Here is an 11,628-nt window from a genome sequence, read left to right as displayed (position 1 = left end):
AAGCTTATGGCTTACCGCTCTCATAAACTGATGTTGTGCATCTTGTGACCTTCCTTCCCGAAGGTCATTTTTTATTTTCCGCCGGATTCTCTGACCAAGTTCCCATCAGAATAACCACGATACCCAAAAGCTTAACAAAATTAACGTGACGATAACGGTAATCGGAATAACGACTATCGTAACCTTCAAATACTGGCCCCAGCTTATTTTTACGCCGCTTTTCCTAAGAATGTGCATCCACATAATCGTGGCGAGCGTTCCGATCGGCAGCAAAAGCGAACCCATATCACTCCCGATCACACTTGCAAGATAAGAGATCTTAAGCGTAATCGGATCAAGTCCCATATTCGTCAATGTCAATGTTCCTACCATTAATGCCGGATGATTGTTAAAGAAGTTGGACAGGATTGTCAGCAGCAGCCCCATCAGGACACTGGCATGCAGCAGACTGCCGGCAACTAGCGGCTGCAAGAAATGAATTAGCCACTCCGTAAGTCCAAGATTTCGCAGGCCATAGATGATGACATACATTGCGAATGCAAAAACGAGTATATACCACGGAGTTTTCTTTATCATGTCTACAGGAGGAATCTTTAAATAAATCCATCGCCAAGCGAGCAGAAAAGCGGATCCAATAACCGCCGTCAAAGATACCGGGAAATGGATATATGACGCTATAAACAGGCTTACTCGCACACAAAAAACGAATATCAGCACATTGCGCATGAATTTCGTGCTTCTTACTACTACTTCGTTGGAATCTCCTTTAAGTGGATGGCCGCCTGGTTTTAAGCCCCACGGTGCAACTGGAGGCAATTTTTTCGGAAGGGTTCGATAAAAAAGAAAAAAGAGGAGAACCGTCAGCAATGCGAGGCCTAGGGAAGCAGGTACAAACATCATGGCTGTATGCATATAAAGGTCCATATGAACGATCTTAAGTGCAATAAGATTGACAATATTGCTGACTCCAATCGGAGCGCTGGACGCTGTCGCGATTAGTGCGCCGGAAATCAAATAAGGAATCTTCTGATGGTTTTTGAGTCCCATGCTTTTAAGCAGCATTATTAGAATTGGGGTTGTAATGAGGATGCTGCCATCATTGTTTACGAATAAAGTCATTAAAAAGCAAAATAGGTTCGTCAGCCAAAATAAGCGGATGCCCGAGCCCCTTGCTTTCCGAACCAAAAGCTCGGCAGCCCATTGAAAAAAACCAAAGCTTTCTAACACAATAGCCATTACGATCGTAGCCATTATCGTTATCGCTGCCCCGCTGATCGTTTCCGTGATCTCTCCCAGGTTGGCCAGGGACACGGTTCCGGTTAAAAGGACGATTATGGCCCCTACGGATGCCGGAATTGCTTCATTAATATTAGGTTTCCAGAATATAAAGCCAATCGTAAGGAAGAAGGTACAAATGGTAATGATCGTCATTAAATCATGCATGCTTTAACCTCTCTTCATGCTCAACTCACTCATTTCACTTTAATCTAGAAATCTAGCTTTCTTTATTTTCATAGATGCACTCCTTTCATCTGAATTGGTTATAAGTAACGATATACTGTATTTATATGTACATGATAAATAGCTCGTACTGGTCAATCACCCCAACTCTATGAAAACCATCTTCTATCTGTAATTGATAGATATCCCCTAATGATATTTGCCGGGTATTCCCGCCACACTCAACTGGTGTAGCGATTGTCTCTCGCGGGCCTGCGCGAAGCGCGCACGGCCGAGGCACTCACGAGGGGTGAGGGGGAATGCTTTTGAGGAGCTATCAAGCCCCTCCTTAAATGCCGCACCCAGCGACAAGCAGACTGACGCGAAACAACAAAAACCACATCATGTTCCACGAACAACAAGATTAATCCCCCTCATTCAACAAAAAAACGCTCCCCGAAGGGAGCGTATTGACATCTATTGATTGGATTCGACAGGCAGCAGCAAGGTGAATGTCGTGCCTTTTCCAAGGACGCTGTCGACCTCAATGCGTCCGTTATGCTGCGTAATTATGTTTTTAACGATGGCAAGTCCTAGTCCGGTTCCGCCCGAAGCACCACGTTTGCGGGCCTTATCGGCTTTGTAGAACCGTTCGAAGATATAAGGGACATCCTCGCTAGGAATACCTTGCCCTTCATCCGCTACAATCAGCTTCACGAATTTAAGGTTATTTATTGTCGCCGTCTGACCGGCAATCTTAATGGATTTGCCAGCTGGCGTATGACGAAGCGCATTATCCATCAGATTCGTCAGTACCTGCTCAATCCGGTCTTCATCCGCTTCGTGTACGGCAAGCGGTGTATCCGGAAGATCGGCATTCAAGCTGACGTTACGTTCTTTTGCATACACCTGGAACTTCCTGTGAACCCGGCGGATGACATTGCGCAGATCGAATTCCTGAAGGCTAAGCTCAACGTGACCGGCTTCCATCCTGGCCATATCGAGGAAATCGTTAACCAGTCTGCCCATCCGAAGGGATTCGTCATAGATTACTTGAACGAGCTCTTTCCTTTCTTCCGGCGAAGCAACGATATCATCCAGCAGCGCTTCGCTGTAGCCCTGCAGCATGGAGAGCGGCGTCCGAATCTCATGCGAGACATTCGCCACAAAATCCCGTCGCAGCTTCTCAAGCTTATGCTCCTCCGTTACATTCCGGATAACGGCAACCGCACCGCGGACAACCCCTTCATTTTGAAGCGGGGCCATCACGACGGACCACACGTTGTTAATGACTTGCACTTTATTGGTACAATCGCGTCCGGAATGCATCACGCGTTGAAACGTATCCCGCAGAGGTCCGGGCACGTCGTGAAACGGAGGCGCTTCTTCCTCTTCCCAATCGATATCCATCTCCAGGTCGGACCACCGGCTTACCAGCATGTGACCCGGCGGGTTCGTCAGAATGACTCTCCCATCTGCGTCAAACGTAATAACCGCATCTCCCATACTCCGCAGTATGCTGGACAAATGCTCTTTCTCGTGGTTCAAGTCATCAATCAGCGTACCTAACTGCTCGGTCATATGGTTAAAGGTCTTAGCCAGATCCCCAATCTCATCCGAGGAGCGGATTTGTACCCGCGTCTTATAATTGCCCCCTGCGATGGAATCCGCTGCTCTCTTCAACTGGAGCAAGGGCTGTTGAATCCTCGACGACAAGAAGAAAGCAAAGAATGTTGACAACAAGAAGCCCAGAATCGCTACCACGATAAACAACACTTTAATTTGATGCTGGGAATCTTTAAAGGCGATATCGATATACTGGAGCAGGAACGTCCCGAGAATAACAAGGACAAGGGCGACGAGAAACATAATCGTCCACCATAGCTTCCCGACCACCGTATGCAGGGCGAAATGTCCCCAGCGCTTCAGCAGCCTCATTACTTCGGCACCTCAAGCTTATATCCGACTCCCCATACCGTAGTAATCATCGAAGCCGCATCGGGCGATACTTTGTTCAATTTCTCGCGAAGACGTTTCACATGCGTATCTACGGTCCGAAGGTCGCCAAAGAACTCATAGTTCCATACATCCTTCAGCAGCTCTTCCCGCGAGAAGACTTTGTCCGGCGATACGGCAAGGTAATGAAGCAGCTCATATTCTTTAGGCGTCAGGCTGACCTCTTGCCCACCAGCTGATACTCGGTGCGCATCATGCTCAATAACCAAATGCGGGAATACGATGTTATTGCTCGAGTTCACTTCTTTTGTCAAAAAGGCAGTAGCTGACGAGCGGCGCAAAATCGCCTTCACCCGGTAGATGACCTCGCGAGGACTAAACGGCTTCACGACATAGTCGTCGGCGCCGACTTCAAATCCTTGCACCCGGTTCATCTCTTCCCCTTTGGCTGTCAGCATGATAACCGGCGTTGCTTTTACTTGCCGCAAACGGGAGCACACCTCCACGCCGTCAATGCCCGGAAGCATGACATCGAGCAGAATAAGCGCATAATCGGTTACGGTAGCGAGCCGAAGCGCCGTCTCGCCGTCTTCCGCTTCATCGATTAAATAGCCTTCCTTCTCCAAATACATTTTCAGCAAACGACGAATCCGTTCCTCGTCATCTACCACAAGAATACGGCTTGCATAGTCGGACATGCGGTGTTGCTCCTTTCAAAACAATTTTCATAAGGATTATTATACGCCTGCGTAGGAGTGTAAACCAGCAATGACAAGGTTAACCCCAACCAGGGTGAATAGAATAACGACAAAGCCGATAACCGCGAGCCAAGAAGAACGTTTTCCCTGCCAGCCGCGCGATAAACGGAAGTGCAGATATGCACTGTAGTACAGCCATGAAATGAGCGCCCATACTTCCTTCGGATCCCAACCCCAGAAGCGGCCCCAGGCGATATTCGCCCAGATCATCGCGAAGATAAGCGCGCCTAGCGTAAAGACGGGGAAGCCGATTGCAATTGCCCTGTAGCTGATCTCATCAAGATCATCCGGATCAATATCATCCATAAGCGGATGTATAACGGCTCCGATCCGTTTGCGGAACAAGAGACGAATAAGACCGTACAGAATCGAACCCGCGATAACCGACCAGATAACCGTATTAAGCTTGCGTCCGGCGTTAACGCCTTTCATCCAGCTAGGCGCTTCAAACAGCGGCTTATCCATGCCCAGGAAAGAATCCATATGATCCGCCGTGCTGTTATAAGGTTTTACGATTGGCGGCAGCGTATATTCCGCCGTATCCGTCGAGGAATGATCCACGCCTTTGCTGTCGATGGTGACATTCTCTTGAGTAAAGGTAGCCTGGTACCCTGCCCCTCTGAAAATAAATACAATAGCGATGAATCCAATCACAAGGACAATCGTATATAAAGAGAATTCTACCCAAAACTGATCCCGTTTAGCTTCCTTTGAGGTTTGCTTGAAATCGACCACTCGAAGCAAGTACATCAGACCCGCTGCAAAACCTACAGCGAAGAAGGCCTCGCCAAGCGCTGCGGTCGTTACGTGCACTTTCAGCCAGATTGAGCTTAGCGCCGGAATTAGCGGCTGCACTTCCTGCGGGAATACGGAAGCATAAGCAACAACCAGGACGACAAGCGGCAAAGCGAACATCCCGAGCAGCGGCTTGCGGTAGATCGCATATACGATTGTAAACGCGATCATAATAGCCATGCCAAGGAAGGTAATAAACTCATACATGTTGCTTGTCGGGATTTGGCCGCTTCCGATCCAGCGTGTGAAGAAGAAGGTCAGATGTGCGATAAGACCAAGCGTCGAGGTTACGAATGAGATTCGCGACCAGCGTTGTTCATGCTTTTTCGGATCACGATTGCTCCACTTTTTCCCTGCAATCGTTACCACATAGAACAGGAATGCAAAGCAATATAGGAAGAAGGCGGCGATAAAGGCATCGCTGCTGAAATCGACATAACTCACGCGTTATTCCCTCCGTTATCGAGCGACTTCGGATCTACGTCAATTCCGGATTTCCGGAGTGCGTAAGCCACGTCTGCTCTCATGCCGTACCAGTTTTTGTTTGTATGCGCGCCAAGCGACAGCTTGCCGTCGTCAATGCGCAGCCAGATCCGCCGGTGCTGCCAATAAGAGCCAAGCAGCAGGCCAAGCATCGAAATAGCGGCGCCGTACCAGACATAAGTCAAAGCTTTATCTTTGCGGACGTTCAGATAGGTGGAGGCTTCGGCAAAATGAACGTTTTCCATCCCGTTTACCTTGATCTCCAGTTTGTCCGCGATTGAAGCATTAAGCTTGTCCTGATCAAACTTTTCTTTATCCTTTTGCATCGGGAAATAGATATAAGGCTGACCTTTCTCCGGTAAGCCGGGACCTGTAATCAAGAAGATAAAGGCCGGCGCATTGGGATCACGGCTGAGCGTAACGGGTTCGCCGTCTTCACCAATTCCGAATTCCATGTAATTGGCGGCCAGCTTCATTTTGTACGGCCCAAGCGTGTAATCCAGTGGCGCATCCTTCATCGGAAGCTCGAACGGTCCGTAAGACTCGCCCGTCTCCTTGTTCATAAGAACAGGATTTACGCTCTTCAGCTTCGGCGTTACATCATAGTCGAATTGATACAGCTTGATCCCGTCGTATTTGAGTGGATGGTTTACCCGAATCTCCTGTTCCTTCACTTGCTTCAGTTCAGGCTCACCCGTTGCGTTGTCTCCGCAGTTGTCGGTGCACTTGTATAATACAGCCTTTGTCTCGTAACGCTTTGCACGGACCGTTCCTTTAAGCTCAGGCGGAAGCTCGTCATCCGTGTAATACTCGACGGTGAACTTCTCGTTCTTCACGAAGTAGTTCGTCCCCTCGATCTGTACGGTATCCCCATCAGGTATACTCACATAGCTGTCCATTTGCCAGCCTGGAAGACTTCGTGCAAGGATAGCCAGCAGGAACAGGATCAGACCGATGTGATTAATATAAGGGCCCCAGCGGCTGAAACGATTCTTCTCGGCAAGCATTGCCGTACCGTCTGTATGTATCTTATAGCGCTTTTTCTTCAGATGCGCGGAGAACTGCTTGACCCATTCTTCCGCATCACCTTCAACCTGACTGTTGTACACAGCCTTCTGTCTAGTAATAAACCTAAGGTGCTTGCGGATTTGCTGCTTGCTCAGCGCTCTATACAACGGCAGCACGCGGTCAAGACTGCATATTACTAATGAAGTGCCGATCATAACCAGCAGCGTAATAAACCACCATGAATCGTATGTATGAGACAAGCCCAGCTTATAATAAATCTTGCCGGGCAGCCCGTAAGTCTCCTCGTAATACACGGAAGGCTTGAAATTATTCAGGAACGACCCTTCCTGCGGGTATATCGTACCAAGCATAGCCGTTACCAGCGTAATTACGATTAAATAAACGGCGATTTTGACGGATGAGAAAAAATTCCAAATCTTATCAATCGGGTTCGGATTGCTCTTCTGCGACCGGCGCGCAACGCCGTCGTAACGCATTTCAAGAGGGGCATCGCTCTCGACGTCTTCCATGAGCGGCTTGCCGCAGCTCTCGCACAAGACCGTTCCAACCGCGTTCTGATGCCCGCATTCGCATTTCGTGTTATGTAGCGATAACACCGTGAAACCTCCTAGTCAGCTTTACTGCAGCAGTTTGTCTACACGGGAATCGATATCATTCTCGCTCATCCCGCCTACAAATACATCCAGAATGGTCCCGTCCGGCTTGACAAAAAAGGTTGTCGGGTAGGACTCCAGCCCGTATTTCCGCTCCGTCTTTCGGTTCACGTCGCGCAAAATCGGATAACTCAGGTCAAACCTGCGCACAAAGTTGTTAACCGTAAGGGTGTCTTCGCTTAGGTTAATCGCGAGCACCTCGAGACCCGAGTCCTTCCATTTCTCGAACTGGCGCTCGAACTCCGGCATTTCCTTCACGCAAGGCGGGCAGAAGCTCCCCCAGAAGTTAATGACAACGGCCTTGCCTTTATAATCAGAAAGATTGTGCGTATTGCCCTGCAAATCGGCCAGCGTAAAATCAGGCGGCTGTTCCCCGATCTTCGGGATGCCTTCGTCCCTAGCGGCGAATAGGGTATTGCCAATGGCATATCCGCCTACAACTAGCACGGCAAGCAGAATGACAATTTGCACCGTTTTTCGATACTTGCCCATTCCCGTCCCATCACCTACATTTCACCATTGATGTCAGCTAATAATACACTCATTATAACGAAAAATGGGCGGCAATAACCGCTGCCGCCGTTTACTTTTTATGAACTTTATGTGTCTTGCGCGCCTGGTCCCGAAGCTCCTTAACTTCAACCGGAGTAAGGTGTCTGAACTGTCCTCTGGCTAGTGTACGGAGACCAAGCTCGCCGAATTTCACGCGTCTCAGCTTCAGAACCGGATGTTTGATCGCATCAAACATGCGGCGCACCTGACGGTTGCGTCCTTCGTAGATGGTAATGCGAATGGTCGACATGTTTTTCTCTTCGTCAATATCCTGATATTCGACCTCTGCAGGCGCCGTCAAACCATCCTCCAGCATAACGCCCTTCTTCAACTGATCCAAAAGCGATCCGTGCGGTACGCCTTTTACGGTTGCGTAATAGGTCTTAGGCACGTGATGGCTCGGATGCGTAAGAAGATTGGCGAACTCCCCGTCATTCGTAAGAAGCAGCAATCCTTCGGTATCGTAGTCCAATCGTCCGACCGGATACACGCGCTCTCTAATGCCGGGCAAAAAATCAGCCACCACTTTGCGCCCTTGCGGATCCTTGGCGCTTGTGATGACACCTTTTGGCTTATTCAGCATCAAATAGATTTTTTTCTCGCTGCGGATCGGCTTGCCGTTCACCGTAATTTCATCCGTTGCCGGATCCGCTTTAACTCCCAGCGTTGTCACTTTCTCGCCATTTACCTCAACGGCACCGGCAAGAATAAGCTCTTCGCATTTTCGACGGGATGCGACGCCCGCTTGTGCTAATATTTTCTGTAAACGTTCCAATGCTTTCACCTCAACCTCCATCATAACGATATGGGAGGGAAAGCACAAGCGCGAGCTACTTGAATATGTACAGACAGATCATAATTGCGGCCAAAAATCCGACTAAATCGGAGAACAAGCCAACTTTCAACGCATATTTGGTCTTGCGGATACCCACCGCGCCAAAATAGACCGTCAACACGTACAGCGTTGTATCCGTACTGCCTTGAATCGTAGACGCGATACGGCCTATCATGGAATCCGGTCCATGCGTGGCAATTAGATCGGCGGTGAAAGCAAGCGATCCCGCTCCTGTCAGCGGCCGCAGAATGCCAAGCGGCAATACTTCTGTCGGAATGCTTAACCAATCAAACAACGGACGCACGGCGCCAAGCATCAGATCCATGGCACCGGAAGCGCGGAACATACTGATGGCCACCATCATGCCAACCAGCGAGGGAATAATGTTAATAGCAGTGCCAAAGCCGTCTTTTGCGCCTTCAATAAAGGTTTCGTATACAGGGACTTTCCGGAATGCCGCATATAAAGGAATAAATACGATAATAGCAGGAATAAGCCAAGCCGAAATGCGGGTAAACAACTCAAACAATATCGCCACCCCCCTTAACTGCCGTGACAGCCGAAATTGGAGGATCCATTGTGGTATGAGCCGGCAAGGCCTTGCCGGACGTTTTACCTGAAGTCAATTTATTTGCCGGAGGCGGCCCAGACCTCCTGCGGTACCATCGGTCCGCAAGAATAGCGGCGCCTGTCGCAACAAATGTTGCCGCAAGCGTTGTACCGACAATTTCCGCAGGGTTAGCCGAACCGTAATTCATCCGGATTGCAATTAATGTTGTAGGAACAAGCGTAATACTGGACGTATTTAACGCCAGAAGGGTGCACATAGCCGGTGTTGCCGTCTCCTGATCGGGATTAAGCTTTTGCAGCTCCTGCATCGCTTTAATCCCCATTGGTGTGGCGGCGTTGCCTAATCCGAACAGATTAGCGCTTAGGTTGCTCATGATATAGCCCATCGCGGGATGATTGGCCGGAACGTCCGGAAATAACCATCTGACAACCGGACTCAACAGCTTGGCCATCTTTTTCAGCACCCCTGCATCCTCCGCAATCCGCATCATCCCCAGCCAAAATACCATAATGCTGATTAGCCCGAAGCTGATGGTTACTCCCGATTTAGCGCCATCGAACGCCGCCTGCGTCACTGCGTCAATCCGACCGTTAATAGCCGCCACAACCACGCTTATAACAATAAAAAACAACCATATCCAGTTCACCATAATTGGCTTACCTCCCCCGATTAGCCAAGCGTAAACGCTGCCGATGATAAGCATTCGTTCCGCGTGTGAAATACAAGCAGCGAAAACTGCCTATATTTCAAAATAGTGCACCGATAACAGCAGTTATCGAATGTATGAAGCTTTCATGCTCTCTGGAAGCTTTTTTATAATCAAGAAGCAATGCGGCATCCGACATCGGCTTGCGCTCCGGCAAGCTCATTCTTGCGCTTCCGATGTCATATACGGGAATGGATCCGATTTTCTGATCGTTCAAATACCATTCAAGCGCGCCGCGTTCCCCGAGCTTATAGTTCATCGTTGCCATATCAAGAACGATCAGCCGGGATTGCAGACTGCCCCGTTCCTCTTCGGCTAACGGATAATAGAAAGAATTCCCCACCGCTAACGGGTATCCGGCAATCGTCTGGCCCTTGCTTGCCACTTCCATCAGCGGATAATGCTTAAAGCCCCAGTCCAGCATTTGACGGTGGTCTACCCAATCATCCCGGTCATTCAACGTTACGGCAGCTAGTTGCTGTCCGTCTCGCGTCGCCGAGCTGACCAGACAACGCAGCGCTTTTTTGGTATAACCGGTCTTAACGCCATCCGCACCCTCATACATAGCCAGCATTTTGTTTTTGTTCGTCCAGCTGTATTGCCACTTCTCATGAGGATTCGGGACGCTTTTGACCTTGGTGCTCACGATTTCAGCAAATACCGGATTCCGAAGCGCGTATGCCGTCAGTTTGGCAAGGTCATTGGCAGATGAATAGTGTCCTTCTACATCCAGACCATGCGGGTTTTTGAATTGGGTATGCGTTAAACCAAGCATCTCGGCTTTCTCGTTCATGAGATGGACAAAGCCTTCTTCCGAGCCTCCTACATGCTCGGCGATTGCCGTTGCCGCATCATTGCCTGAACGCAGCATAAGTCCATACAGCATATTGAGAAGGGTCATTTCCTCACCCAGCTGCAGATAAATGGAAGAGCCCTCTTTGCCAACCGCTCTGCTGCTCGTCTTCACTCGCTCTGACAGCTTACCATGCTCGATTGCGACTATTGCAGTCATGATTTTTGTCAGACTGGCTATCCGCATCGATTGGTCTCCATTTTCGCTATACAGAATTCTACCCGATTTCACATCAACCAGCGCCGAACCGTTCGCGCTAGTGTGATAAGGATTTGGTGCCGCGTACACGGATGCCGTAAAGCTTGTCCCCCAAATCAAACTTGCTGCCCATAAGGCGATTCCTATCCGGCGAAGCTGTCTTCCTATCACGTCTTTCGCTGCTCCTTTCCTATCGTCAGCCCTCACCTTGTACAGTATATGCTTAGAATGGGCAAATTAAGACATGCCCTAAAACGAAAAACTGCCCTTGCGGGCAGTTTCCCTAGATGAGGGTGTCGTTACCATCTGTGATATAGTCGTGTTCGTGTTTGCCGGCTGATGTCCTGAACATATGCTGCACTTTATCGAATACGACAGGAGCCGAATCGATAATGCGCTCCATCAGATGCGTTTGGTTATCAAGCGGTACAATCTTCACGCCGTGCGTACCAACCACAAGAAAAGCAATTGGCGTAATCGAGACGCCCCCGCCGCTGCCGCCGCCAAACGGCCCTGCAGCCCCGGCATTATGTTGGTTATGGCCGTCAGATGACGAAGAGTGATCATGCGAGGCAGAGCCGTCGAAGCGGATATCGCTGCCGCCAGCCACGAAGCCGAAACCTACCTTCGAGATCGGCATAATGATGCTGCCATCCGGCGTTTGAACAGGATCGCCGACAATCGTATTGACGTCGACCATCTCTTTGATATTTTCCATTGCGGTCTGCATGAGGCCTTGAATCGGATGTTCTGGCATTGTGACTCCTCCTGAAGTTAAATTGTGTTTGTGCGTTAAGGA

Annotated in this window: 11 protein-coding genes; all 11 read right to left on the bottom strand. The window is 49.4% G+C overall.

Annotated elements, in window-relative coordinates; genetic code table 11:
• Nucleotides 1-105: 105 nt before the first annotated feature.
• The 11 genes from PJDR2_RS12050 to ytfJ all read right to left on the bottom strand — a co-directional run bounded on the left by PJDR2_RS12050 (nucleotide 106) and on the right by ytfJ (nucleotide 11,586).
• Nucleotides 106-1,443 (bottom strand): arsenic transporter, encoded by a 1,338-nt coding sequence (locus PJDR2_RS12050; protein ID WP_015843968.1) that lies wholly within the window; start codon nucleotides 1,441-1,443, stop codon nucleotides 106-108.
• 474 nt (nucleotides 1,444-1,917) lie between these two features.
• Complete coding sequence (locus PJDR2_RS12045) at nucleotides 1,918-3,378, bottom strand: ATP-binding protein (RefSeq protein ID WP_015843967.1); 1,461 nt, start codon at nucleotides 3,376-3,378, stop codon at nucleotides 1,918-1,920.
• On the bottom strand, nucleotides 3,378-4,094 hold the full coding sequence (locus PJDR2_RS12040; RefSeq protein WP_015843966.1) for a response regulator transcription factor: 717 nt from the start codon (nucleotides 4,092-4,094) through the stop codon (nucleotides 3,378-3,380). The genes PJDR2_RS12045 and PJDR2_RS12040 overlap by 1 nt, the downstream gene beginning before the upstream one ends.
• A 39-nt stretch (nucleotides 4,095-4,133) precedes the next feature.
• Nucleotides 4,134-5,393: a cytochrome c biogenesis protein CcsA gene (ccsA, locus tag PJDR2_RS12035; RefSeq protein ID WP_015843965.1), complete on the bottom strand. Its 1,260-nt coding sequence runs from the start codon at nucleotides 5,391-5,393 to the stop codon at nucleotides 4,134-4,136.
• Complete coding sequence (gene resB / locus PJDR2_RS12030) at nucleotides 5,390-7,057, bottom strand: cytochrome c biogenesis protein ResB (RefSeq protein WP_015843964.1); 1,668 nt, start codon at nucleotides 7,055-7,057, stop codon at nucleotides 5,390-5,392. The genes ccsA and resB overlap by 4 nt, the downstream gene beginning before the upstream one ends.
• Before the next feature lie 21 nt (nucleotides 7,058-7,078).
• Nucleotides 7,079-7,606 carry a redoxin domain-containing protein gene (locus tag PJDR2_RS12025; protein ID WP_015843963.1) on the bottom strand — a complete coding sequence of 176 codons (528 nt, stop codon included), beginning with the start codon at nucleotides 7,604-7,606 and terminating at the stop codon, nucleotides 7,079-7,081.
• Between the two features lie 91 nt (nucleotides 7,607-7,697).
• Nucleotides 7,698-8,441 carry a pseudouridine synthase gene (locus PJDR2_RS12020; RefSeq protein ID WP_041614229.1) on the bottom strand — a complete coding sequence of 248 codons (744 nt, stop codon included), beginning with the start codon at nucleotides 8,439-8,441 and terminating at the stop codon, nucleotides 7,698-7,700.
• A gap of 55 nt (nucleotides 8,442-8,496) precedes the next feature.
• The gene (locus PJDR2_RS12015; RefSeq protein WP_015843961.1) at nucleotides 8,497-9,030 is read right to left on the bottom strand and encodes a spore maturation protein; all 534 of its coding nucleotides are present in this window, start codon (nucleotides 9,028-9,030) and stop codon (nucleotides 8,497-8,499) included.
• The gene (locus tag PJDR2_RS12010; RefSeq protein ID WP_015843960.1) at nucleotides 9,023-9,721 is read right to left on the bottom strand and encodes a nucleoside recognition domain-containing protein; all 699 of its coding nucleotides are present in this window, start codon (nucleotides 9,719-9,721) and stop codon (nucleotides 9,023-9,025) included. The genes PJDR2_RS12015 and PJDR2_RS12010 overlap by 8 nt, the downstream gene beginning before the upstream one ends.
• A 97-nt stretch (nucleotides 9,722-9,818) precedes the next feature.
• Nucleotides 9,819-11,000 (bottom strand): D-alanyl-D-alanine carboxypeptidase family protein, encoded by a 1,182-nt coding sequence (locus PJDR2_RS12005; protein ID WP_015843959.1) that lies wholly within the window; start codon nucleotides 10,998-11,000, stop codon nucleotides 9,819-9,821.
• Between the two features lie 112 nt (nucleotides 11,001-11,112).
• Nucleotides 11,113-11,586, bottom strand: coding sequence for a GerW family sporulation protein (ytfJ, locus tag PJDR2_RS12000; protein WP_015843958.1), 474 nt, complete (start codon nucleotides 11,584-11,586; stop codon nucleotides 11,113-11,115).
• Nucleotides 11,587-11,628 lie beyond the last annotated feature (42 nt).

This window comes from Paenibacillus sp. JDR-2 (assembly GCF_000023585.1).
Classification (GTDB): Bacteria; Bacillota; Bacilli; order Paenibacillales; family Paenibacillaceae; genus Pristimantibacillus.
The sequence above is the reverse complement of the archived record's forward strand: the minus strand, read 5'-3'. Positions and strand labels throughout refer to the sequence as shown.

What these genes read in the sequence shown, in the direction of transcription:
- PJDR2_RS12040 (WP_015843966.1), bottom strand. Translation starts at nt 4,094, where the DNA reads ATGTCCGACTATGCAAGCCGTATTCTTGTGGTAGATGACGAGGAACGG.
- PJDR2_RS12050 (WP_015843968.1), bottom strand. Translation starts at nt 1,443, where the DNA reads ATGCATGATTTAATGACGATCATTACCATTTGTACCTTCTTCCTTACG.
- PJDR2_RS12010 (WP_015843960.1), bottom strand. Translation starts at nt 9,721, where the DNA reads ATGGTGAACTGGATATGGTTGTTTTTTATTGTTATAAGCGTGGTTGTG.
- PJDR2_RS12025 (WP_015843963.1), bottom strand. Translation starts at nt 7,606, where the DNA reads ATGGGCAAGTATCGAAAAACGGTGCAAATTGTCATTCTGCTTGCCGTG.
- ytfJ (WP_015843958.1), bottom strand. Translation starts at nt 11,586, where the DNA reads ATGCCAGAACATCCGATTCAAGGCCTCATGCAGACCGCAATGGAAAAT.
- PJDR2_RS12045 (WP_015843967.1), bottom strand. Translation starts at nt 3,378, where the DNA reads ATGAGGCTGCTGAAGCGCTGGGGACATTTCGCCCTGCATACGGTGGTC.